This window comes from Corynebacterium sp. 74A, from assembly GCF_008930665.1.
In the GTDB taxonomy this organism is placed as follows: Bacteria; Actinomycetota; Actinomycetes; order Mycobacteriales; family Mycobacteriaceae; genus Corynebacterium; species Corynebacterium megadyptis.
On the sequence record NZ_PQMG01000006.1, the window covers coordinates 105,292 to 129,832 of the forward strand.

At 63.7% G+C, this 24,541-nt stretch carries 18 protein-coding genes and 1 CRISPR repeat array (1 of these 19 cut by a window edge); of the genes, 7 read left to right on the forward strand and 11 right to left on the reverse strand.

Annotation, left to right across the window (positions count from 1 at the left end):
• Positions 1–3,299: direct repeats of the CRISPR family, unit length 28 nt; unit sequence GTTTTCCCCGCACACGCGGGGATGAGCC (it extends 144 nt beyond the left edge of the window).
• Between the two features lie 262 nt (positions 3,300–3,561).
• Together GBB11_RS10860 and GBB11_RS09495 are read left to right on the forward strand one after the other, a co-directional pair.
• Positions 3,562–3,699: a hypothetical protein gene (locus GBB11_RS10860; protein WP_192796364.1), complete on the forward strand. Its 138-nt coding sequence runs from the start codon at positions 3,562–3,564 to the stop codon at positions 3,697–3,699.
• 371 nt (positions 3,700–4,070) lie between these two features.
• On the forward strand, positions 4,071–4,583 hold the full coding sequence (locus GBB11_RS09495) for a DinB family protein (protein WP_151549783.1): 513 nt from the start codon (positions 4,071–4,073) through the stop codon (positions 4,581–4,583).
• A gap of 9 nt (positions 4,584–4,592) precedes the next feature.
• Here GBB11_RS09495 and GBB11_RS09500 read toward each other — a convergent pair whose 3' ends face one another.
• Positions 4,593–6,206, reverse strand: a complete 1,614-nt coding sequence (locus GBB11_RS09500) for an alpha/beta fold hydrolase (RefSeq protein ID WP_151549784.1) — start codon at positions 6,204–6,206, stop codon at positions 4,593–4,595.
• A gap of 141 nt (positions 6,207–6,347) precedes the next feature.
• On the opposite strand from GBB11_RS09500, the gene amn reads away from it, so the two are divergent.
• A complete protein-coding gene (gene amn / locus GBB11_RS09505; protein WP_151549785.1) occupies positions 6,348–7,832 on the forward strand; it encodes an AMP nucleosidase in 1,485 nt (494 codons plus the stop codon).
• Between the two features lie 25 nt (positions 7,833–7,857).
• On the opposite strand, the gene GBB11_RS09510 is transcribed toward amn, so the two are convergent.
• On the reverse strand, positions 7,858–10,275 hold the full coding sequence (locus GBB11_RS09510) for an alpha/beta fold hydrolase (RefSeq protein ID WP_151549786.1): 2,418 nt from the start codon (positions 10,273–10,275) through the stop codon (positions 7,858–7,860).
• A 725-nt stretch (positions 10,276–11,000) separates the two neighbouring features.
• Here GBB11_RS09510 and GBB11_RS09515 point away from each other — a divergent pair.
• Both GBB11_RS09515 and GBB11_RS09520 read left to right on the forward strand, forming a co-directional pair.
• Positions 11,001–11,474, forward strand: coding sequence for an S-ribosylhomocysteine lyase (locus GBB11_RS09515; RefSeq protein ID WP_151549787.1), 474 nt, complete (start codon positions 11,001–11,003; stop codon positions 11,472–11,474).
• Positions 11,475–11,497: 23 nt separating this feature from the next.
• A complete protein-coding gene (locus tag GBB11_RS09520; RefSeq protein WP_151549788.1) occupies positions 11,498–12,019 on the forward strand; it encodes a gamma carbonic anhydrase family protein in 522 nt (173 codons plus the stop codon).
• A 115-nt stretch (positions 12,020–12,134) separates the two neighbouring features.
• Here GBB11_RS09520 and GBB11_RS09525 read toward each other — a convergent pair whose 3' ends face one another.
• The 6 genes from GBB11_RS09525 to GBB11_RS09550 form a co-directional block, all read right to left on the reverse strand.
• A complete protein-coding gene (locus GBB11_RS09525; RefSeq protein WP_151549789.1) occupies positions 12,135–13,433 on the reverse strand; it encodes an ROK family protein in 1,299 nt (432 codons plus the stop codon).
• 491 nt (positions 13,434–13,924) lie between these two features.
• Complete coding sequence (locus tag GBB11_RS09530) at positions 13,925–14,698, reverse strand: NAD-dependent deacylase (RefSeq protein ID WP_151549826.1); 774 nt, start codon at positions 14,696–14,698, stop codon at positions 13,925–13,927.
• Between the two features lie 37 nt (positions 14,699–14,735).
• Positions 14,736–15,644, reverse strand: a complete 909-nt coding sequence (locus GBB11_RS09535; protein ID WP_151549790.1) for an ArsA family ATPase — start codon at positions 15,642–15,644, stop codon at positions 14,736–14,738.
• On the reverse strand, positions 15,635–15,859 hold the full coding sequence (locus GBB11_RS09540; RefSeq protein ID WP_370451582.1) for a cory-CC-star protein: 225 nt from the start codon (positions 15,857–15,859) through the stop codon (positions 15,635–15,637). Before GBB11_RS09540 ends, GBB11_RS09535 begins: the two co-directional genes overlap by 10 nt.
• A 63-nt stretch (positions 15,860–15,922) precedes the next feature.
• Entirely contained in the window at positions 15,923–17,635 is a 1,713-nt protein-coding gene (locus GBB11_RS09545; RefSeq protein ID WP_151549792.1) for a carbon starvation protein A, read from the reverse strand.
• Positions 17,636–17,770: 135 nt separating this feature from the next.
• Positions 17,771–18,850, reverse strand: coding sequence for an AbrB family transcriptional regulator (locus GBB11_RS09550; RefSeq protein ID WP_225979230.1), 1,080 nt, complete (start codon positions 18,848–18,850; stop codon positions 17,771–17,773).
• A gap of 41 nt (positions 18,851–18,891) precedes the next feature.
• Here GBB11_RS09550 and GBB11_RS09555 point away from each other — a divergent pair, with 41 nt between their 5' ends.
• Together GBB11_RS09555 and GBB11_RS09560 are read left to right on the forward strand one after the other, a co-directional pair.
• Entirely contained in the window at positions 18,892–19,173 is a 282-nt protein-coding gene (locus GBB11_RS09555; RefSeq protein WP_018018436.1) for a metal-sensitive transcriptional regulator, read from the forward strand.
• Between the two features lie 9 nt (positions 19,174–19,182).
• Entirely contained in the window at positions 19,183–19,965 is a 783-nt protein-coding gene (locus tag GBB11_RS09560) for a TSUP family transporter (protein WP_192796418.1), read from the forward strand.
• A gap of 370 nt (positions 19,966–20,335) precedes the next feature.
• On the opposite strand, the gene GBB11_RS10960 is transcribed toward GBB11_RS09560, so the two are convergent.
• The 3 genes from GBB11_RS10960 to GBB11_RS09575 form a co-directional block, all read right to left on the reverse strand.
• A complete protein-coding gene (locus tag GBB11_RS10960; protein ID WP_225979232.1) occupies positions 20,336–20,800 on the reverse strand; it encodes a class I SAM-dependent methyltransferase in 465 nt (154 codons plus the stop codon).
• Positions 20,801–21,091: 291 nt separating this feature from the next.
• A complete protein-coding gene (hrpB, locus tag GBB11_RS09570) occupies positions 21,092–23,506 on the reverse strand; it encodes an ATP-dependent helicase HrpB (protein ID WP_151549794.1) in 2,415 nt (804 codons plus the stop codon).
• Positions 23,507–23,758: 252 nt separating this feature from the next.
• Positions 23,759–24,421: a sugar O-acetyltransferase gene (locus GBB11_RS09575; RefSeq protein ID WP_151549795.1), complete on the reverse strand. Its 663-nt coding sequence runs from the start codon at positions 24,419–24,421 to the stop codon at positions 23,759–23,761.
• Between the last annotated feature and the right edge of the window lie 120 nt (positions 24,422–24,541).

A 24,541-nucleotide genomic window follows, 5' to 3' on the forward strand; every position in this document is an offset into this window, starting at 1 on the left:
TGAGCCGCACGGCCCAAAACAATACTGGTAGTGAGCGATGTTTTCCCCGCACACGCGGGGATGAGCCCGCAGATATCAACTCTCGGTCTATCGGTATTGAGTTTTCCCCGCACACGCGGGGATGAGCCGGTCAAGGACCTCGGCTCTCAGGGCAAAATCACGTTTTCCCCGCACACGCGGGGATGAGCCCTCTGCAACGTGTAGGAACATCTGTCTAGCGCGGTTTTCCCCGCACACGCGGGGATGAGCCCGCTTATTCGAGCGCTTGGGCTGTTCGGTGGCGGTTTTCCCCGCACACGCGGGGATGAGCCTATGACTCCGCTACTGTCAGCGACCGGGCTAGCGTTTTCCCCGCACACGCGGGGATGAGCCGATCGTCCCGGCCGATATCTAGGTATCCGTCTGGTTTTCCCCGCACACGCGGGGATGAGCCCATCGACAATGAGCGCGCCGACTTTATCCTCGAGTTTTCCCCGCACACGCGGGGATGAGCCCACCGCGTCCCCACTCGGGGTAAACCGCAACTCGTTTTCCCCGCACACGCGGGGATGAGCCGGAGAATCGATGAGAAGCTGGACCAAGCTCGAGGTTTTCCCCGCACACGCGGGGATGAGCCGCTAACAACGTTGAGCTGCCAGTTGACTATGAGGTTTTCCCCGCACACGCGGGGATGAGCCGATCGACCAGCACAAGGCCACATTCGAACTCATGTTTTCCCCGCACACGCGGGGATGAGCCGGAGCTGGAGCACATTTTGTGCTGGCCTAATCCGTTTTCCCCGCACACGCGGGGATGAGCCCGCAGACATTAATGCCCGGTCTATCGGTATTGAGTTTTCCCCGCACACGCGGGGATGAGCCGAGAGAGAAAGAAACTCTCACCACACACAGAAAGTTTTCCCCGCACACGCGGGGATGAGCCCACGCCGATGTTTTCGGGCCCGATGGCTTCCTGGTTTTCCCCGCACACGCGGGGATGAGCCTATTTCCGGCCCGCCGCGATGGCAGATTAGCGAGTTTTCCCCGCACACGCGGGGATGAGCCTGTGGTGTCGATCCTAGGGGCTTGGCGCTGTATGTTTTCCCCGCACACGCGGGGATGAGCCGACCGCGACGACATCTCGGACGATGACAAGGAGTTTTCCCCGCACACGCGGGGATGAGCCTTCCGCCGAGGGCATGAGCGTGCTCACGGGGTTGTTTTCCCCGCACACGCGGGGATGAGCCCGAGAAATCCGGCAGAATGATCGACGCGGGCCCGTTTTCCCCGCACACGCGGGGATGAGCCGGGCGGTGGCGATACCCTCACCGCGGTGCTCTTGTTTTCCCCGCACACGCGGGGATGAGCCTTCGCGCAGGCGCTGCTGGCTGTGGTGTCAGTTGTTTTCCCCGCACACGCGGGGATGAGCCGGGAACCTCGAAGGGTGGGACGGTCATTTCATTGTTTTCCCCGCACACGCGGGGATGAGCCTTCGGCCCGCTCCTGGCTGTCGCTGCGCAGGAAGTTTTCCCCGCACACGCGGGGATGAGCCCATCGCCTTCATGTTCGTGACGTTGCTGGTGTCGTTTTCCCCGCACACGCGGGGATGAGCCGGATGCTTTCATGGCACTCACCGAGACTGAGCAGTTTTCCCCGCACACGCGGGGATGAGCCTCGATGCACCAAGGGCTAGCTGACGGCTCCCTAGTTTTCCCCGCACACGCGGGGATGAGCCCAGCGCGGCCCGTATCGCCTCGATCTCAGAGACGTTTTCCCCGCACACGCGGGGATGAGCCGGGGCGCGTGTCCAGCTTCAGCTTGGCACGAACGTTTTCCCCGCACACGCGGGGATGAGCCCATGCTGTTCATGTTCGTGACGTTGCTTGTGTCGTTTTCCCCGCACACGCGGGGATGAGCCTACGAGATCGAGGACACCCAGCTACGCGGTGATGTTTTCCCCGCACACGCGGGGATGAGCCCACAATAAGGCGCGCCTTCCGAAGTCCAGCTTCGTTTTCCCCGCACACGCGGGGATGAGCCTCCCCAGTTCGGAGGGGGAGTACACAGTGATCCGTTTTCCCCGCACACGCGGGGATGAGCCCTGCTGGGCTTGCTGCGCGTGCGGCTGCAACCAGTTTTCCCCGCACACGCGGGGATGAGCCCCCGCCACAGATGGACTGGGATTACATCTACTCGTTTTCCCCGCACACGCGGGGATGAGCCGAATTCGACATCGACGCCATCGCGGACGAGGTGGTTTTCCCCGCACACGCGGGGATGAGCCCCCGTCCCGACAGCCGATCACCACTACTGCCGAGTTTTCCCCGCACACGCGGGGATGAGCCGTCGCCGCTGGGTAGCGTGTTTATGGATAGCACGTTTTCCCCGCACACGCGGGGATGAGCCTCATCGACGCCGGCTACCGCGGAGAAATCGGGGGTTTTCCCCGCACACGCGGGGATGAGCCCCGGCGCCCGGCCGCCCCCACGGCGCGTGGATAGTTTTCCCCGCACACGCGGGGATGAGCCGTAAGCCCCGCCGTGTGCGGGGTTTCTCTGTTGGTTTTCCCCGCACACGCGGGGATGAGCCCGCCTTTTGGGCCAATGTCAAGAACATTGGTGAGTTTTCCCCGCACACGCGGGGATGAGCCCAAAAAACTGTCGCGCGTTGAGGACCGCGCCGCGTTTTCCCCGCACACGCGGGGATGAGCCCATGGGCGCGGCGGCCGGCCGTTTGGGCGCGACGTTTTCCCCGCACACGCGGGGATGAGCCTCAGTGCGCGGCGCAGCGGCTCGGTAATTCTATGTTTTCCCCGCACACGCGGGGATGAGCCTTCCCACTCGGGCAGCGCCGGGTCGGGGTTGATGTTTTCCCCGCACACGCGGGGATGAGCCCTGGTGCCCTTCACCGAGGCAAGAGCATTATCCGTTTTCCCCGCACACGCGGGGATGAGCCTTGCTAGATCCGAAACGGTCGATCCGCACCGAGGTTTTCCCCGCACACGCGGGGATGAGCCCTGTGATTATCCGCACCGGCAGCAGGCCGGAGCGTTTTCCCCGCACACGCGGGGATGAGCCCTTTTTAAGCAGGTGATTCTCGGCATCTACCAGGTTTTCCCCGCACACGCGGGGATGAGCCCCAAAAGTCCTCTTCGCTGAGCTCGGGGTCAAGGTTTTCCCCGCACACGCGGGGATGAGCCGAGGACTCGGCAGTAGTCGACTACATTTTCCGCGTTTTCCCCGCACACGCGGGGATGAGCCGTCGGCTCCCTCGGTGAGCACCTGCACGGTGGCGTTTTCCCCGCACACGCGGGGATGAGCCCACCATCTCGTGCGGCCTAGCTCCGCTTCCCAGTTATTTCTAAGGACTGCCACCCGTCGCGTATGCCGAGATAAAAGTGTGCGCTACGGGCTGCGAGGTGTGCGTGGTGTCTATTGCGCGTTGCTGCGCGGTGTGGGGGTGGCCCTCAGCCTGCACTGCAGTGTCGCTGTTGGTTGAACTGGTTCCTGTGGCACAGCCACCATTCAGTCAGGGGGGCCCTGGCTCTGGTATTTGATTACTGCGGGTGAACATCGTGTGGTGTGTGAATACAGGCCAGGATGAGAGCACTCAAGCCAAGATTCCTAGACGCCCCACGATCACCTTCTATGCCCTCGGTGGTACTCATCGTGCCGTAGCCGCGGATAGGGCAATGTGGGCGTCGATCATTGGCTTGTCCTAGTGTGCAGTACGTAGTGATGTTGCTCTCTAGCCACGGCGGGTGGCTCACCGAGAGGGTGAGTCAGCTGTAGGGATTAGTGATACTCATCGTGTGTATCGATCGCACAGGCGCCCCAAAGACACCACTTCAGAGCACGCTCTAAGACAGCCGCCACCTCAGCCTGCAGCAGTCCCAACCACAGATGGAATGCGTCGGTGGTGTCGCGGGAGGAGAGCGATCAACACAAAGCCCTGATGGCATAGTGCGCGTGGGCATCGCCGAGATCAGCCCCGCGAGCGAGAAAAGAAGTGACGAATAAAAAGCGATCGTCTTCTATATCGCATCGCCCCTGTGAATCCCCATGCTGTCCCCGCCCCCGATACGGTGGGGTTATGACACGAGACGAAATCCTTATCGAGTTCATCACCCGCGCCCACGACAGCCTCGAGTCCCTCGGCGAGGTCGATGCCGCCACCGCCTCCCGTTCGCCGGGCGGGCACCCCAACTCGCTGACGTGGCTGTTGTGGCACACCGGCCGGATGCTGGATATTCAGCTATCCGAGCTCAGCGGCCAGCCCCAGCTGTGGCACACCCTAGAGCTGCGGCGGCAGCTGGGTCTTGGTGAGCTCGGCGATGGTATGGGCTATGGACATAGCGATGATGAAGCCCGCGCCATCCAGGTGCATCGGGCAGAGGATGTGCGCGGGCTGATGAGTTATGTGCACGCCTGTCTCGATGACGTGCAGTGTTATGCGCTGTCGGGGCCGGATCTCGACGAGGTGATTGATACCAGTTTCACTCCGCCGGTCACCCGCGGGGCGCGGATCGTATCGCTTATCGACGATGCCATCCAGCACCTCGCGCAAGCGCACTATGCAGCGCGCATTCTGGGTAGCCGGGCCTAGCGGGGCGGCTTAGCGGAAGTACGCCGAAACCGCCGGAGCTACGTGGGCGGCGTGGTTGATGAGCACGCCGTGGCTATAGCCGCTGAGGGTGATCAGCTCACCGCCCATGGCTTCCTTCATGCTGGGCGCGCCGTGCGGGCCTACCGCGGAGTCCTTGGAATAGCCCAAATTCAGTGGCGCCGTTTTCAGCTTCTCGCCGTTGAGCGGGCGGGCGGGGGCCACGGGCTCGGGCCAGCCGAGGCAGTGCTGGCCGCTGCCTAGGAGATCACCATTGAGGTCGATGAAGTCACCGCCGGTGAAGGTGGTCTCCCAGAAGGGTGCAATCAGGCTCGGGTCGGGGGCCGTGGTGTTCTCATTACAGACGATGGCGCGGTCCACGTTTTGCATGGTGATCGCCTGCAACTGCATCGCCTCCTGCTCCTCCGGGGTGGGCTGTGCGGTGGCCTCGCCGAGGTCGAGCTCTAGCGGTGTGGCGGGGGTGTGCTCGGCGGAGCGGGAGAGTGCCTCGGCAAGCTCTGGCCATGCCTGCTCGGAGTACATGGCGAGGTTGATCGGACCCACCGATTGGGCGATCTTCATTGCGGCGGTGAAATCCCCAGTGTTGGAGATGGCATCGGCGAAGGTCTCGCCGCGCCATTGGGTCCAGTCATAGAGGTTGAGCAGCAGCAGGGCCATGTCTTCGATCTGCTCGTTGCCGGCGGCGGCGGAGGCGAGGGCGTCGAGAGCCACTGAGCCGCTGGCGCCGAGATCCGCTGCCTCGGCCTCGCGGGGTTTCAGGGCGGGGGTCACGCCGAGGTTATCGCGGATCACGCGGCTGAAGTTCTGGTACACCTCGCGGGAGGTCGTGCCTAGGTGATAGGTGTCATCATTGTCTGCGGTCCAGCTGAAGAAGGCGGAGATGGCTTCTTGGCGGACGGCCTTGCGGTTGGCGCCGAGGGCGAACCAGCGATCCTGCGGGGCGACGCTGGAGTCCAGCAGGAACTTATTGACCCGCTCCGGGTACATGGTGGCGTAGGTGCTCATTAGCGAGCCGCCATAGGAGACGCCGTAGAGGTTGAGCTGTTCCTCGCCGAGGGCGAGGCGGGCGCGCTCGAGATCCCGAGCGGTGTTATCGGTGGTGATGGTGCGGGTATAGCCGGGTTGGGTCTGCTCGCACATCTGGAAGGTGGTGCCGGGCAGTGCGATCGGCGGGATATTCTCGCTGCTACAGGTCAGCGGGGTGCCGTAGCTGAGTCCGCGCGGCTCCACAGCGATGAGGTCATAGGCGGCGCGGACATCGTCGGGCAGCTGCACCTTCTGACTCACGCCGTCCTTGGGGGTGGTATCGGCAAACATGCCGAGGGCATCGCCGCCGGGACCGCCCGGGTTGCCGGCGATCACGCCCTTGCGCTCGCCCGTGGCGGGCAGCTTGCTCATGGTCAATTCGATGTTGCCGGCGCCTGGGTCGGAGTAGTCCTTCGGCACGGAGAAGGTGGCGCACACCGCTCGCTCTGCGGTACCGCTGCCGGTGGGGCAGGGGCCCCATTCCAGCCCCTCATCAGCCTGCGCTGCGGGGATGGTGATCCCGCCGAGCAGGAGGGAGGCGCCAAGGCACGCGCTCAGTGCGGTTGGAAGCTTTTTCATGAAAACCGTCTGTCCCTTTCTTACTGGTCATCACGCGATTCGCGGGGAATCGCAGCTCTAATCCGCAAGTCCTGCAGAAATATGTGTACACGGTAGTGTGGGCCCTAGCTTATAGGAGTCTGAAGTTAAGGAGCGCGCATTATGGCCAACACCGATGGCGAGACCATCACCCCTTCAGAGTCAGAGGCAGAGGGAATTGGCGGCTATCGGGTGTGTGCCTCCGCCGAGGAGGCGGTGCAGCGCTTGTGCGAGCTTTACGACGCCTCCACGCGGCTCGCTGCGCGGGTGATCGATTCAGCCCAGTGGGCGGAGTATGAGAATGTGCGCTATCCGCGATTGGTGATCGACGTCCACAGCTGGCGCCCCATCGATCGCGCCCAGCCCTTCGGTTATGTGGATGCGGCTGGGCGCTATTGCGCCAGCGTGTCTCGGCCGCGGGTGATGGGCCGCTACTTCACCGAGATGATTGAACGCTTGGTCAGTAATTATCCCTGCACTATTCACGTGGGCTATTCCCGCGAGCAGATTCCGCCGGAATATATCGATGGGCTGGATCGTTCCGAGAAACTGCAGGAGGCGCTCCAGCTCGGGGTGCGGCTGCCGCGCCCCAGCTTGGACTTTGTCGATGATGGCATTATCGACGCCAAGTGGGATGTCTTCCACCAGCAGGGAAATGATGAGCGCCCCCTGTTTCACTTCTCTCCGCAGCGCTTCGATATCGCGATTAAGCGCATCGAGCACTACACCGGCATCCCTATCGAAGGGGTGCAAAACTTTATTCTTTTCAGTAACTACGCCATGCATACTCGGGAGTTCGTGGCTTATGCCCTGTATGAGCTGGCGCGGGAGGAGTCGCGTTATACCGAGCTGTGGCTACCCGATGGTACGCGGGTATCGCGCGAGGAGGCGGCGTCGATAAGCATCGAGGATCTCTCCTTAGAGAGCCACTATCAGATGCCGCGCTATGACCTCATTGCGCCCAATGACGATGGATTGACAATGGTCAATATCGGGGTGGGGCCGTCGAATGCAAAAACGGCCACGGATTGTTTGGCGGTGTTGCGCCCGGAGATGTGGGTGATGATCGGCCATTGCGCGGGACTCGATGGGCGTATGCGCATCGGCGATCTCATTTTGGGTAATGCCTATGAGCGGCGCGACCATATTCTGGATGATCGTATCCCGCTGTCCACGCCGATTCCCGCGGTGCCTGAGGTGCAGCGGGCGCTGGAACGCGCGGTGCGCGATATCTATGGCGAGGACAAAAACATGATGCGCACCGGCACGGTGCTCTCCACCGATGACCGCAACTGGGAGTGGCATACCCCCACCACCTTGTGGGAGATGTTCCGCGGCTCCACCGCGGTGGCGGTGGATATGGAATCCTCGGCGCTGGCCACCAATGGCTACCGCTATCGCATCCCCTATGGCACGCTGCTCTCGGTCTCGGATCTGCCGCTGCATGCGGTGCCCAAGCTGCCCAGCGGGGCGCAGGCCTTCTACTCCTCCTCGAAGGAGGCGCACGTGATGTGTGCGGTGCGGGCCGTGGAATCCCTCGCGCAGGATAAGAGCCGACTCCGCACCCGAAAGCTGCGCCGCACCATCGGCGAGGTGCCCTTCCGCTAACAGCGGCGGCCGCCGCAGCAAAGAGCTACGGGGTAGAAAGCTGCCGGGTGAGGGCGCGCAGAGCGGCGGCGGTGGCCGCCGGTTGCTCATTCATCACCATGTGCCCACAGCCGGGCAGTACCGTCACCTGCGGATCGGCGTGTAGCGCACGAAGGTTATCCAGCTGCCCGATGCCGAGCACCGCATCCTCGCTGCCCCAGACGGCGCCCACGGGGATAGCGTGGGCGCGGCAGCTGCGGGCACACTGCCGCGCCGCCGCCATGCGCTGCGGCGCTGGAGTACCCACCAGCGCCTGGGAAATGCCGGCGAAGGTCTCCGCCCGGTCCTCATGCTGCGCCCAGCGCAGAGACAGCGCCCGCTGCTCTTCGGTGATGCTTGCTGGATCGTGCACGGCCACATTATCTGCGGCGGCCACCACCCGCGGATGCGCTATCGCCATGAGGCGCTGACCCAGCACCGGCACGGCCGCGGCCTTGACTACTGGGGTGATCTCGGTGGAAAAGCCCGACGGCGCGAGCAGCAGCAGCCCAGCACAGTGCGCCGGGCGGTCGGTGAGCATGCGCTGCACCAGCGCCCCGCCCAAGGAATGGCCCACGAGCACCACTGGCCGCTCGCTGCCGAGCAGCTCATCCACTGCTTCCCAGAGCGTCTCCACCATGAGCGTCAGGGTGTTCTCTGGGCGCAGGGCAGGGGTGGCACCGAAGCCGGGAATGTCTAGGCTGAGGATCTCGAGCTCCGGCGCGTTCGCGTCCTGCGGGCGGATGCGCTGCAGCTCGCGGGTGAGGGTGTCGAAGTCTTCGAGGCCCCGGCCAATGCCGTGGATGCACACCACCGGCAGGCTCTCGGCTGTGGCAGGGATGTGGCGATAGCGCAGCGGACCATGGGAGGTGTGCAGCATCTGTGGTGCGGGCAGCTCTGATGCCGGCGGCTGCTGCGCTGGGTCCGTGGACTCATCGGGTGTTGCGGCAGGATCGGCTGCGGCGGCAGCGCCTGGGGCGGCAATGGCGGGGGCGAAGGCCATATCCGTGGTGGGATCAGTGCGGCGGAAATCGCGCACTTCCCGCAGATAATCATTGCGCAGGGTCCACGGTGCGGTGTCGGTGACGGCGGGGAATTGGGCGATCCCGCGCTCCACATAGTTGCTCTGCAGGTCAATGATGCGGCTGCGGGGCCCAGCCGGCGGGGTCGTGGGGCAGAAGGAGCCGAGGCCGTGCTGGCGCAGATGGGTGATCATGCGGGCCAGATAGCGGCCCACCAGCTCGGCCCGGAGAGTGAAGGAATCATTCACATAGCCCAGGGTGAAGCTGAAGTTGGGGACCCCATCCAGGCACATGCCGCGCCAGGCGGTTTTCTCGCCGGGATGAACCGGCGCACCGTCCACGGAGAGCTCGATATCGCCCAAAGCCTTGAGCTGCAGTCCGGTGGCCTTAATCAGCACATCGGCCTCCACGGCCGTGCCATCGCTGGTGTGGATGTGGTGGGCGCTGAGGGTATCGATGGTGTCGGTGACCACGGTGATATCGCCGGCGGCGATGGCGTGGAAGAGATCGCCATCGGGCACACGGCACACCCGCTGGGTCCACAGGGGATAGGAGGCCTCGAAGTGCTGGGAGTGCAGTTCTTCACCAATGATGGCGCGGCGGTGCGAGGCGAGCGTGCGCGTGACCGCATCCTCTGCGAACTGGGAGGCCTTGAGGGTGAGCGCCTGGGTGCCGATCGCACGCCAGCGATCGAGGGCATCCACGCCCCGCTGCGGCAATACCGAGCGCAGCGGCTGGAGGGGAGTGGAGTTAGGCATGACGGCGGCGTGATTCACGGTGCGCTGGATCATCGTCACGTGGCGTGCCGTGGCAGCGAGTTCCGGGGCGAGCGTGACGGCTGTCGCGCCGGAGCCGACGATGGCCACCGCGGCATCGTTGAGGTCGAGATCCTCCGGCCAGAACTGGGGATCAACGATGGTGCCCGCGAAGTTTTCCTCACCGGGAAGAGTGGGTTGGTGGGAGTGGGCGTGATCGTAATACCCCACCGCGGCGTGCAGGAACTGCGCGTTGAGCTGGTGTTCCTCGCCGGTGGCGGTATCCACATAGCGCAGCTGCCAGCGCTGGGTGGTGCTGTCATAGGCCGCCTCGCGCACCTGGGCGCCGAAGCGCATTCCGGAGGCGAGCCCGTGGCGCTGGGCCGTGTGTCGCAGATAGTGCAGAATCTCCTCGCCGGTGCCCAAAGGCCGGCTGCCCGTCCAGGACTCGAAGGAAAAGCAGTAGCTATCGATATCGGAATCACTGCGCAGTCCGGGGTAGGAGAAGGTGTGCCACGTGCCTCCGAGATCCTCCTTGGCATCGAGGATCACCCAGCTCAACCCAGGGATCTGGGAGAGATAGTAGGCGGTGGCGATGCCGGAGATTCCGGCACCGATGATGGCTACGTCTACCTGTTGCTGAGACACGTTTCTCCTGCGTGTTCGGGGCCCTAGGGCGCGAATAGATGAAGCGATCCGCGATGGATCTACCGAATATCTTAAACAGCATTCAATTGTGGCGTCTGCGGTTCTGGGTGAGCGCGGCGATCGCCGCCTGTTGCCTCAGTGGCGCTGGGAGGCCGCGCGCGGGGTGTGCGTGGGCGGGGTGCCGTAATTGACGCCCATTAGTGGGGTTATATGTATTAATAAAATCCCCCAAATAAGAAAGAGATTAAGCAATTAGTAAAACAAAATAAGAGAGTGAGACCTCCGACAATACCCCCGAAAAGGGGCTCTGTGTAACGTTTTCGTCCCTGCTATATTGACGGAGGCGTAACGAGCTGGCAAAGTCTTTTTTAGCCGTTGAGGTAGACGGTCACCCGCCCAGCAAGGCAGGCCTTTTTCAAGGTCAGCGTATGTTGTGGCGGAAGTTATGTCGTCCATTGGGGTGGGTGCCCCACGGATGAAATTAAAGGGATTCGGTACTCGTTTTGAGGGAATGCGGGTACCGAATCCTTTTTGTTTTTGCCCATTGACGCACATCAATGGCGAATGAAATAGGGATTATTCTTCTGGCCGCCTCGAATGACAGCACACGGAAAGAGAGGGCTGACGCGCTGAGGCGTGGCCGGTGGAGATACGGGGGCAGGTGAGCGTCGATAAGCGTGTGCCCTATGCCACTAGACAGGGTGGTCTACGGTAGGCTGGTGTGCATGACTGATCGTATGAACGTGGAATCCTTCAACCTCGACCACACCAAGGTGGCCGCGCCCTATGTGCGGATCGCTGATCGCAAGGAGCTGCCCGGCGGCGATGTGCTGATCAAATATGATGTGCGTTTTAGCCAGCCCAATAAGGGCCATTTGGAGATGCCGGCAATCCACTCGATTGAGCATCTCACCGCCGAGCACATGCGCAATCACACCGATAAGCTCATCGATTTTTCCCCCATGGGCTGCCAGACCGGCTTCTATGCCCTCATGCTCGGCGTGGAGCCCGAGGAGTTTTATCAGCTGCTCGAAAAGACCCTGCAGGACATCCTCGATGCCACCGAGGTACCGGCCGCAAACGAAGTGCAGTGCGGGTGGGGCGCTAATCACTCTCTCGGCGACGCACAGCAGGCCGTGCGCGGCTTCCTCGAGCACCGTTCCGAGTGGGAGACCGTGGACGCCTCAGCGGGCTCATAGCGCGCTCTGGCTAGCATGAACTCATGGCTACCATCATCCCCATCGGCGATAAGACCCCGCAGATCCACCCCACCGCCTGGGTGGCGCCCAATGCCACCCTCATCGGCGATGTGGTGATTGGCGAGCACGCCAGCGTGTTCTATGGTTGCGTGCTCCGCGCGGACATCAACGCTATTCGCGTGGGAGCGCGCAGCAATATCCAAGACAACTCGGTGCTGCACGTGGATCGTGACGCCCCCTGTACCCTCGGCGCGGACGTGACGGTGGGGCATATGAGCCTGGTGCACGGCACGACCGTGGCCGATGCCTGCTTGATCGGCATGCACTCCACGCTCCTATCACACTCCAGCGTGGGCACGGGCAGCCTCGTGGCCGCCGGAGCTGTGGTGCTGGAGGGTCAAGATATTCCGGCCTCCTCGCTGGTCGCTGGCGTGCCTGCGCGGGTGCGGCGGCAGCTTAACGACGGCGACCGCGAGCACTTCATCGCCCATGCCGGCCGCTATGTGGAAACCGCCCAACTCCAAGAGGAACCACAAGAGAGCTAAGCCAGACCGGCCATGTGTGAAGCCCCCTGTTACGCGATGCGATACCGCATCACGGCAGGGGGCTGAACTGATGGATGGACGGGGCGCCGTGGCTGGCGCCTAGCTGCTCTGGAAGCTAGCTGCTCTGGCGGCGGCGCCGCGGGCGACGGCGGGTGGTGGTGATGCGTCGCTTCGGGAAGAGCCGCTCGGAGATCAGCGTGGGATCGGTAAACAGCGGCCGCACGGCGATTGCCCGTGCCGCCGACGTGTAGGTGCCCTGCAAGTTATCGCAGTACACCACCTCGTGGGAGTGGCCGGCCTCGCGAAGAGTGGAGCGGACGATCTCCACGGCGCGGGGGTCGTGGGAGAAGGCGCACCCAGTGACGATCACCGTGGTGACGTCCAGACCAGAGGCCATGGTGGAGGCGATCGAGCCCAGGAGCCGGGCGCGCTCATCGAGCAGGCGGCGGGCGGATTCTGCGCGCTCATCATCAGAGTTCGCGAGATCCACCATGCCGCTGACCGTGGCGGTCTTAATGCCTTGGCGGCCTGCTGCGGCGAGGAAGCCGCGGGTCGATAGCGCCTCGTGCGCGTCGCAGACGTGAATCTCCGACTCGGTGGGCGATTCGCAGCCGCCGAAGCCCAGCAGCTCCGAATCGGGAATCGGCAGGCGTGTGGCACCAGAGACCCCGTGGGTGCTGGTCCAGGCCGCGCCGACGGTATCGCCGGCGGCGAGGACCGCCACCTGATGCGGGGATTTGGTCTGTGCCAGGCAGGCGCCACGGTCGAGGTACTGCGCGAGCACGGTGCCCGTGGCCAGATCCTCCACATCCACCGGCACGGCGAAGGCCTCGGTGAAGGGGTGCAGGATGTCCACGTCGCGCCAATACCATTCGGCGTTGGTGACGGTTCCGCGCATTACTCGGGCCGGGATCATGATGCCGATAGCGGCGAGCGGCAATGCGTGCTCGGCCACTAGGGTGCGAAGTTCGGCGATCATGGTGTCCACGAAGTGGGCGGGGTTGGTGGTGGCAGGGTCCATGGTGATGGATTGCTCCACCACCAGATCAGCGCGAGTGCCGTACAGCGCCATGTGGAAGCCAGTGGGATCAATGGCGATGGCGGCATGCAGCCACGGCGACGGAGACAACTCGATCGGGATGCGCGGACGGCCCGGGCCACGGGGAACAATCAGATCGGGGCGCTCGCGCACCAAGCGCGATTCAATCAGCGTGGTGACTGCGCGAGTGATTGTTGGTTGGCTGAGCTCGGCGGCCTCGATGAGGTCTTGGCGGATCATCTGGGTGCCCTGCTGGAGGACGGATAGACAGCGGCTTAGAGGGGTATCCGCCGTATACACAAAGGTTTGACCTGCCAAGGGCGAGAGGACGCTGATGTCTTCCTTGACTGGTGCATGTGTTGCGGGGGATTTCATGCGAGTCATTCTATGCATAGCCTTGACGGACCACGAAAACGACAATCTGGGCTTAAAGAGTTCTCAGGGTCCTCTCATTTTGTGGTGGTGTACTGCATCTTTAGGTTTCTATAGATGTAGTGATAGTGCGCCCCTACCGAGCGCGGCTAGGGACGTAATATTCCCCTTTTCAGGATGTAACTGAGCCAATTTTGGCCCTGCGCACATGGGGGTGGCATCAGATGTCAGAGGAGTGGAGAAAGAGAACAAAGCCTTCCACATGAGATGCTCGCTTAATAATTAGGAATTAACACTAGAGAGCTTGCTGTAATGCACCACTCGGTTCGCGCCTAGAAACCTACAGTAGATAAAGGACACATCCACATATGTGGCTGGGTGGTGAGGAGAAGGGTGTCCGCCATGGCCCAGAGGGAATGTCATACTCTGGGGCGCGGCACGGCTCTGGGATATGGCGGACCGAACGGTAAGTGGGTACTAGACCAGCGCCTCCGCTACTCGCGGGTCGCGCGCAAGCCTTCGCGCACATGGGCCACGAGGGCAGGAAGTGCGTCTTGGGCGGTGGCCTGGATGAACACATCCACCTGCGGGGTCAGGTCGGTGGTTTGGGGTGAGATTTCCACCAGTTTCGCCCCCATCTGCTTGGCGATAATGGGCAGGGAGGCGGCGGGCTGCACGATGCCTGAGGTGCCCACGATCACCACGAGATCGGCGGTGGCCATGCGTTCTTCGGCCTGCTGCCATTCTCGTTGGGGAAGCGGCTCGCCGAACCAGACGACACCGGGGCGAATAAGGTTGCCGCACCGCGAGCACGTCGGTGGGGTCAGTCGCGGGCTGGGCTGCTCGGGCAGTTCAGGGCGGCGCGCAGGGGCGCCACACATGCAGCAGCGGAACGCAAAGAGCGAGCCGTGGAGGTGAGTGGGCGTGCGGGAGTTGCCGCGTTCGTGCAAATCATCGATGTTTTGGGTGGTGACGTGCACGTCCTGCAGCCGCTCCCACTCGCCAATGGCGAGGTGCCCAGCATGCGGATAGGCGCTCTGGGCCACGCGGGCCCGCCACAGGTACCAAGCCCACATGGGTTCGGGGTCGCGCGCCCACGCATCGATGGAGGCCATGGCCTGCGGGTCCACATGATCCCAGAGCCCCGATTCGGCCGAGCGATACACCTCCAAGCCGGAGTCGGCGCTCATTCCGGCGCCGCTGAATACCTCGATACGCTCGGAGTGCAGGGCGAGATCCCCGGCGATGGCGATACTGTCGTGGTCCATGCTGTCCATGCTGTCCGTGCTGTCCATAGTGTCCATGCTAGAGAAGCGAGGCGACCTCGCTGGGGTCCGCGTCGAGCAGCAATGCTAAACGCTGCTGCGGTACGGCGAGGGCCTGCTCCAGGGTGGCGATATAGGCGGATTCCTGGGCGGCGCGCTGTGCCAAGAACTCTCCTTGATCGGTGGGCGAGCAGCGGTTGATATACACCCCGCCCACCCGCACCCCGAGGTGCTGCAAGGTGTGGTAGAGCTCGATGGATTCACTCACCGGCATCTTCTCGGGCAGGGTCACCAGCCCAAAGGAGGTGAGTTCTGGGTCTTGGATGAGCTCACGGAAACTGCTGAAAAGGTGCTTGCGGCGGGTGAGGATAGCGCGGATCTCGGCATCGCGGCTGCGCTCTTTCTCGCCGGAGAAGCCGCGGACAATCTCGCCGAATTTCTCGGACTGGCCGCGGCGTTTCAGCAGCCCCTCGGTCCACGCCCCGAGCAGCTCGGGCAGGGCGAGCAGCCGCGAGGTATGCCCGCTGGGGGCGGTGTCGATGACGATGTGGCTGAACTCCTCGCGCTGGTGGAGCGCCACATCGGCGATGCGCTCGAGCAGGGCCGCTTCGTGGGTGCCGGGCGAGGTACGCGCTAGGTTGAGGTGTTTGCGCACCTCGCCGTGGAGGCGCTCCGGCATCATCGTGCGCATGGTCTCTTCCACCTTGGCGATGTGCGCCTCGGCGGTGGCGCGCGGATCGAGTTCCATCGCGGACAGGGTGGGAGTCAGCGCGGTCGGGGAGTCGCTGAGGGTGGCGTCGAAAATGTGCCCGATATTGTGGGCTGGGTCGGTGGAGACCAACAGGGTGGGGGCGGCCTCGCTCAGACGCAGCGCGGTGGCCGCGGCGAGGGTGGTTTTGCCCACCCCGCCTTTGCCACCGAAGAAGATCACGGGGGTGTTTAGCAGCATTGGATGTGCTCCACGGGTGAGTGCTCTAAGCCCATGCGGGTATGCCAGGCGTGAAAGTCCTCGTAGATGATGGGCAGCAGCTCGATGGTGTAGAAGCTCGCGGGATTATCAATGCCGAGAGCTTCGGAGAGCACCAGCATCATGAAGAGGTCATCTTCCTCTCGCTGTGCCTGGGCGAAGGTGGCGCGGTAGGGGGAGACATAAAACTCCTCCATGCCGCGGCTCACTTTCTTGAATGCGTCGAGAAGCTGTGCAGGCCAGGCCGTCATGGTGCCCCGCTAGCTCCGGGTGGAGGAGGCGGCCAGCTCGGGGTAGTCCTCGGGGAAGGCCGCATCCGGTTCGCTGTGCTCGCGGGCGCGGCGCACGGCGGAGAGTGCTTCCACGGAGACCCACAGGGCGCAGGCGAGGATGATGATATCGAGGGTGGCGAGCAGCCAGTTGGCGTCGGCGATGAAGGTCTTGAGCTGTACCACCAGCGCCCACACGGACATCACGAGCACGAAGAGCAGCGGGATTACCACCGGCCAGATCGGGCGGGAGAGGCGGGAGAGGATCACCGCGATGATAGACATCGACAGCGCCGCCATGAGTTGGTTGGTGGTGCCGAATAGCGGCCAGATGAGCACGCCGCCGGAGCCATTGCTGCCGGTGGAGAAGGTGAGCGCCAAGCCCACGGTGACGGCGATGATGGTGGCCCAGATAGCGGAGACCTTGGCGCCGATGATGCCGCCGATTTCTTGGACCACGAAGCGCTGGAGGCGAATACCGGAGTCCATAGTGGTGGCGGCGAAGAGCACCGCCATGGTGGCGAGGACGGTGGCAGACAGCGAGGTGGGCAAGCCGAGACCCTCGTTGATGATGGAGCTGCCGCCCTGCACGAAGGCACCGACGCCACCGGCGTTGAACTCGGTGTAGATCTCCTCCCAAGCCGCCAGGGTCTGAAAACCTGCGGTGGTGGCCACGATCGCGCCGAGGGCGAGCAGGCCCTCGCCGACCGCGCCGAAGTAGCCCACGAAGCGTTCATCGGTTTCTTTGTCGATCTGCTTGGAGCTGGTGCCGGAGGCGACGGTGCCGTGGAAGCCGGAAATCGCGCCGCAGGCGATGGTGACAAAGAGCAGCGGCACCATCGACGGGGTGCCCTCGGGCAGGGAGGTATTGACCATGGGGGCCACCACGGTGGGCGCGGTGAGCAGCGCGGAGACATAGAGAATGCCGAGGCCGATGAACAGCTGCAGCCCATTGATGTAGTCGCGCGGCTGCAGCAGCACCCACACCGGCAGCAGCGAGGCGATGCCGCCGTAGATGAACAGCAGCAGAATCCACACGGCCTCCGGGGCGAGCCCGAAGGTGGATTCGGGCAGGCTCACGGGAACACGGTCGCCCAACACGATCAGCCCGTAGAGGGCCACGATGCCGACCAGCGATACCAGCGGCAGGTTCCACTTGAGCCGGTAAATGGCTTGCCCGATGAGCAGCGCCACCAGCAGTGCGCCCCAGGTGGGGATCACGGCGCTCGGGGTGGATACCAGCAGCCCGGCGATCACCACACCGAAGGCGGCGACCACCATGAGCAGAAGCAGGAAGATGACCACGAGGAAGAGGTTGCGGCCGCGGTTGCCAATGTACTTGCCGGATAAGGTGCCAATGGATTGGCCTTTGTGCCGCGCGGAGGCCCACAGCACGCCGAAGTCGTGCATGCCGGCGATGAACACGGTGCCGATGGTGACCCACAGGAAGGCGGGCAGCCAGCCCCAGATCACGGCCACGGCCGGGCCCACAATGGGAGCGGCACCTGCGACGGAGGTGAAGTGGTGGCCCCACAGCACGTACTTATTGGTGGGCACGAAGTCCACGCCGTCTTCGAGCTCATGCGCGGGGGTGGCGTAGTCCTTTTTGAGTTGGTACACCGTCGATGCCAAGTAGCGGGAGTACAACAGGTAGCCGCCGCTCATCATCGCTACACCGATGAGGATGAGCCACAGTGAGTTCATTTTTTCACCCCTAGAGTGTGATCGCTGAAGAGTATGTGCGTCTTAGTGTGTCACATCACGTGGGGGTGGGGGAGTGGAATGCCCGTGCTATGGCGGCTTATCGACGCCGCCCTCTGCCTAGAGCACCCGCTGCAGTCAGCGCAGCACCCAGGGCAGCCAGCCGGCGAGGAAGAGCACGGTGATGAGGCGCACGATCTGCATGGCAGCGACGATCTCGACGGCACCGGTTTCGGAGCCCAAGGCCAGGGCGGTTTCGAGACCGCCGGGATTGGTGGCGAGGAAGGCGTCGATGTAGTCCATGCCCATCCACTGCGCAATCACCCACGCCAGCCCAGCGCAGCCGCCAATGAGCACCGCAATCAACCCTAGGGTCAGGGGAAGCTGGTGGGAGAAGGAGCGCAGCGCTGCTACCGAGAGCCCACCGCCGGCCATCCAGCCGATGGAGACATAGGCGATATCGCGGGCGGCCTCGGGCAGGGCGAGGGAGTGCCAGGGGTCGAGCAGCAGCGCCACGATGATAGTGAGCAGCATGGGTCCGAGCACGCTCGCCGCGGGCAGGTGGAGAAGCCGTCCCACGCGCCCGCCGCACACAACGATGATGCCGATGGCGAGAGCGCTCAGCCAGGTGAAGGGCTGCGCCTCGTGGTCGCTGGCGCTGCTACTGCCGCTGAGATGAGCCCAGGCCACCACCAGCGGCATGATGATGGAGACGCTGAGGAGCCGGAGATACTGGGTGAGGGTGACATAGCGGAAGTCCGCGCCGAGGTCCTTGGCCAGCAGCGGCATGACGGAGGCGCCGCCAGCAAAGAGCGATAACACTCCGGTTTCCGGGGAGACCACGTGCGCGGGATCGCGTGGATCGGCGCCGGCGCGCTGGGCTTGGCGCAGGGAGCCACGCCACAAGAGCCAGCCGCCACCGAAGGCGAGCACCACGGTAAAACCCGCAGAGAGTAGCCCGGGTGCCACATAGCGCAGCAGCTCACCGGCGGGGGTGCGCACCAAGGGCAAGGCGGCGATGATCGCGATGAAGGACTTGGCCACGGTGATCAGGCGAGGATCCACGGTGAGTTCCTCGCCGTGGAGGATAGCCGAGCCGGCCGCGGCGATAATGGCGGCGAGAATCCATGCGGCAGGCACATGCAGCGCGCTCAACGCCACGCCCAGCACCAAAGAGAGCGGGACCACAATGGCCCATCGTGCCCACTGGGCGCGCACTGGCCTCACCCCTTTCTTCTTACCGTTTTAGAATCAATCCTATGAGCCACGGATACGACAGCGACAAGCAACGCTACCTCGCGCGCCTGAAACGCATCGAAGGGCAAGTCCGTGGCATTCACCGCATGGTGGATGAGGACGAGTATTGCATCGATGTGCTCACCCAAATCCAGGCAGCTCGCGCCGCCCTCGACAATGTGGCGCTGAAGCTTCTCGACGATCACCTCTCGCACTGTGTGGTCACGGCAGCAGCCCACGGCGGCCAGGAGGCCGAGGATAAAATCGCGGAGGTATCGCGGGCCATTGCCCGACTCGTGAAGTAGGAGCCGCCCATGTTGTCACTCGGACTAGGAGGATGGCTCGTCCTGCTGTGCGCTGCGTTCGCCGCCGGTTGGATTGACGCAGTGATCGGTGGTGGCGGGCTGGTACTCATCCCCGTGATTATGGCGGTGCTGCCCCAAGCCTCCCCCGTGGTGGCGCTAGCGACCAACAAGTGTGCGGCCTGTCTCGGCACCGGTTCAGCCGCAGTGTCTCTGTTGCGGAAGGTGCAGGTGGAGCGGCGCCGGCTGGTGACCTACATTCCGATCGCGGCCGCCAGTTCAGGCGCGGGGGCGCTGATTGCCAGCTCGCTGTCTAAAGCGGTGCTGCGCCCGATCGTCATTGTGATGCTGGTGGTAGTGGGCGTGTTCGTGGTGTGCCGGCCAGACTTCGGTGAGCAGGCGCGGGAGCACAGCAGTAGGCGTCGAGAAGCGGTGGTGCTGGTCGCGGTTGGCGCGATCGCACTCTACGACGGCGTGTTCGGGCCCGGCACCGGAATGTTTCTGATCATGGTGTTTACGGCGGTGCTGGGACGGAATTTCCTGCAATCGGCGGTGCTGGCCAAGGTGGTGAACTGTGCCACCAACGCCGGCGCACTGGTGGTGTTCATTCTCGGAGGACATGTGTGGTGGACCATGGGCATCGCCTTGGCGGTGATGAACGTGGCTGGGGCGCAGCTGGGGGCGCGCACCGTGCTCGCAGGAGGGACGAAACTCATCCGGATTGCGTTGTTGACGCTGGTAGTAGTGATGTCCTGCTATCTCAGCTACACCCAGATTTTTGGGGAGCCGTTTTAGCCGGCGGCAGATGGGTGTGGCTTGCGGGCAATGAGTTCGCCGTGCGGCACCATGAAATAGGCGCCGAGTTGACTGCCCCAGCGACGGAACGCATCGGCAATATCGTGTAATTCCTCCTCGCTGGCCCAGCCCTCGCGGAGAATCAGCGTGGAGAGTTGGGTGTTGCTGATGCGCTGCGCCCACGACTGAGACCACCAGGTGAGATCCTCGGGGTGCTGAATGGCCAGATCGCTGCGCCTATGCGGACCGGATGAATTCCTGCCTGCTCAGCCCAATACTTGAGCCGCACACCCGCGTCGGGATGACCGCCATTGTGGCGGGCAGCCAAAAGGTACAACTCGCGCCACCGCTCGAGTCGTGGATCGTGGGGCTACCAGCTAAAAGCGGTGTAATCAGCATCGCGCGCGGCAACAATGCCGTGAGGGCGGGTGACTCGCCACATGTGCTGTAGTACGAGCACAGGGTCGGCCACGTGCTGCAGCACCTGATGGGCATGAACAAGATCGAAAGAGTGTTCCGCATACGAAAGCTGGTGGGCGTCTTCTACCACCACCTCGACTGTGTTGATACCACGCTGCTCTAGGGTGCGGCGTCTCCACTCGGCAGCAGTATGATCAAGCTCAACCGCCACTACTCGTCCGGGAGCCACCGCGTAGGCAAGATCAGCGGTGATGGTGCCGGCGCCCGATCCAATGTCCAGCACATCCATGCCTGGGCGTAGCATGCCGAGCAGTGTCCCCGCTGAGTTCTGGGCTGTGCGCTTGCTGTGTCCATCGATCACGGAGGCGTCATATCCGTGGGTGTAGGTGTGGTCACTCGGAAAAGGGCTCGTCATGTACCCGTCCTATCGGCTTCGGCCGTCGCACACCTCGGGTGCGAGATGCTGGTGCGTGGGGTGAGATAGTAGAAATGCTAAAAAACAGTAAAGGATAGTAAAGCACATCTGAAGCCCTAGAAGGTGCGGCGCAGGCGTGCGCAGGGTATCCCTTCATGGAGCAGCTGGTCGGGCCAGACCCTCTCCGTCACCGCGAGCGAACGATGATCACGGCCGGTGGGGCACGGGCCGGTGGATGTCGAATTGCCCTTCATGCGTTCCTACCTGCGTAGTGGTGCCCGGCGGGAGCTTTTAACGGCGCAGCTGGGCTGTGGTTTTTCGGGTGGCTGGTGCGGTTCGGGGATCCTCCGGCCAGGGATGCTTGGGGTAGCGCCCGCGCATGTCGGCGCGCACATCTGCATAGGCGCCGTCCCAGAAGCGGGTGAGGTTATCGGTGATCGCTACGGGTCGCCCGGCAGGGGAAAGCAGTTCGAAGCGGATGCGCGTGCCGAGTACCTCGGGGCTGTCCTCGAGACCAAAGCATTCTTGGAGTTTGACCTGCACGCTGGGTTGCTTATCGCTGTAGTCCACGGGGATCGATCGCCCCGAGGGCACGGTGATACTGGCGGGCACATCCTTGTCGAAGTCTCGGGCCGCCGGCCAGGGCAGCAGAGCGGACAGCGCCTGGTGCATGTCGATCTCCGCCAGCGGCATGCCCTCGGCGAGCCGCGGATAGTGCATGCTCAACCAGATGGGCGCAGCGGCGATGAGGCCCGCATCGCTTATATCCGGCCACTGCGGGTCGTGGGCGTGATAGAAGGCCATGCGCTGGCGAAGCTGCGTAGCGGTGGCACTCCAGTGGAAATCTCGCAGCCCATCCCGTTCGAGAGCATGGGCGAGTGCTTCTTCTACCTGATCCACGGGCACGGCGGTGGGGGTGGAAGCCAGCTCGATTGCGCCGATGCGTCGGATCCTGCGGGCGCTGAGCTTTCCTTGGCGTACCTGCACCGTGGTGGTGTTAGTGGGCGGATACAGCTGATGTATCTCCTGTTCATCGACCGCCGCGGCGCGACGAATAATAGGCAGCGCCTGCTGGTTGGTGCCGCGGCTCATCTCCGCTACAGCCAGCCACCGGGCGCCGCGCAGGTGCGCATCCATCAGTCGCGCCCGCGTGCCGCCGGTGGTGAGATAGATGTGCTGGTCGGCATCGACTAGGCGGGCCACCATATCCGGCAAGGCCAATGCGATCACCCCGCCGGCGGATAATTGCTGCATATCTCCGGTCTGCTTGGCGGAAGCCGCCTCGGCGATTCGGGTAAAACGGCGGGTCTCTCGCATCACCTGCGGCGAGTTGCTTGGGGTGCTGAGATCCGTGGAGCTGCCCACGGTGAGCTCGGCCAGCACCGGCGCGGCAGCGGGGCCTGCCTGCAGCAGCGCGTGGGCACAGCGCGGGTCCGCGGGGATGGTAGAGATCCTGCGGCCATGCTCAGTGATCGCCCCATGCTTATCGACGGCACCTATCCCGCGCAGCACCTCCTCCGCAGCGGCCAGCGCGGCCGGCGGGGGAGCATCGAGAAGCGGAAAGCCCTCGCCCCGAGGGCTGCCCCAGCTAGCCAAGGTGAGCGCCGCCTGCGTGAGATCAGAGGTGGCGATCTCTGGGGCGGGATAGGCGGCTGCGGCAGCATAACTACGCTGCTCGCACAGCCGAATCGCGGTGCCGGGCCCGAGTCGTCCGGCGCGGCCGGCGCGCTGATCCATGGCCGAGCGCGCGGCGGTGATGGTGATCAGCCCCGTCATGGCGCGGAGATTGTCGCGGCGCGGCACCCGTGCCAAGCCCGCATCCACCACGGTGTGCACCCCGGGCACGGTCAGAGAGGACTCCGCAATCGAGGTGGCCAGCACAATCCGCGGTTCGTTGCCGCCGCGCACGATCGCCGCTTGGTCTTTCGCACTCAGCCCGCCATGCAGCTGCGCATGCGGGCCGTGCAGCTGCTCGGCCACTCGCTCGATTTCCCGACGCCCCGGTAAGAAAACCAGCACTGAGCCATCGAACTCGGCCAGCGCCTCATCGACCACCCGCGCTGTCCACGACAAAAACTCTGGGGTCACCCCCCGCTCGTCGAGGCGCGCCGGGCCGGGTTGATAGCGGATATCTACCGGATGGAGGGCGGCGTCTACCTGGTGCAGGGTGGCGTCGATAAGCGTGGCGAAGGCGCGGGCATCCACGGTGGCGGACATCGCCACAAGCTGCAGGTCTTCGCGCAATAGGCGCAGTTCGGCGAGCATGCCGAGGGCAAGGTCGGTGTCGAGATTGCGTTCATGTACCTCGTCGAGGATGACGGCGTCGATACCGGAGAGTTCGGGATCGCTGAGTAGCATGCGCACCAGCACGCCCGGGGTCACAAACTCGATGAGCCGACCCGCTTCGCTCTGGCCGCGCACCGCGAAACCGATATCTGTGCGGGGACCGTGATGCAGCTGGCGCAGGCGCTGGGCGGCGGCGATCACCGCCACTCGCCGCGGCGCTGTCACCAGTACTTTCCCGGAATGTGACTGCTCATGCAGCAGATTGGCGACCGCCGGCGGGATCAGGGTGGTTTTACCCGTACCGGGCGGGGCGTGCACCACAGTGGCACCGCTCTGGGTCAGACGCTGCTGAAAGAGCGCGATATCGCGGGCCACGGGCAGCCCAGCGCCAATCGCTCCAAGATCACAGGGAAGGGTCATGGTGCAGAGGCTAGCCGTAGTGTCGGGGTGAGCGTGGGATGTTAGGGGTGCTGCTACTGGGAATCGTGGAGGTTGTGGTTGTGCACCTCATGGTGAGCAATGGCGTGCTCGGGCAGATGAATGTGCAGATAACGTGCACACATCCTGTTGTTGTCGAGGACATATCGCTGGGATTTCACGAGGTCACACGGCTAGATATCTATTGTGATCAGCCCGGTATTCTCCTAGCGGCTCGCCCCTAGCTGCTCTGACCTAGCGCTTGGTGATGGTGCGTCGATAATCCATGGCGCGCACCGGCACCCCATCCGGAAGCTCGTCGCGCTCCCACTTCTCCTGGCTATCCTCGAGCGTATCGACCACCCGCGCCGGCACCCCTAGCGCTAAGGAATCGGCAGGAATATCGGTGGTGACGATCGCCCCAGCCCCGATCACCGAGCGGGCCCCGATCCGCACCCCAGGCAGAACCGTTACTCCAGCGCCGATCCATGCATCCTCCTCGATGGTGATCGGGGCGGCCTTTTCCCAGCCATGGCGGCGCATTTCCACGTCATAGACCGGATGATTCACAGTGATCAGCCGGACATCGGGGCCGATCAGTGCACCCTTTTCAATGGTCACGGGCGCGGAATCTAAAATAGTGACCTTGGCGTTAATAAATACCTCGGGGCCGATGAAGGTATTGCGCCCGTATTCGATAAAGGCCGGTGCCACCACTGTGGAACCGCCGCCGACAGCGCCCAGCCACTCCTCGGCGATGGCGCGGGCCCGCTCGGGGTGGCGCTCCTCATTGAAATCACGCATCAGATTCTGGGAGCGGCGGTGCACCGCGTTGAGGGTGGCATTGTCGATGGGTAGATGCCATTCCCCCTTCGCCATCTGCTCGAAGCTGGAATAGGTACCGACATCAAAGCTCATAATGCCCCATTCTAGGAGGCGAGGATGGGCGGCATCGCATGGGTGAGCCGCGCCGCCGCGGCTGGGCGAGCGCCTGCGGGGGTGAGGGCATTACCGCGCCGGCGGGGAGCTATCGCCGCA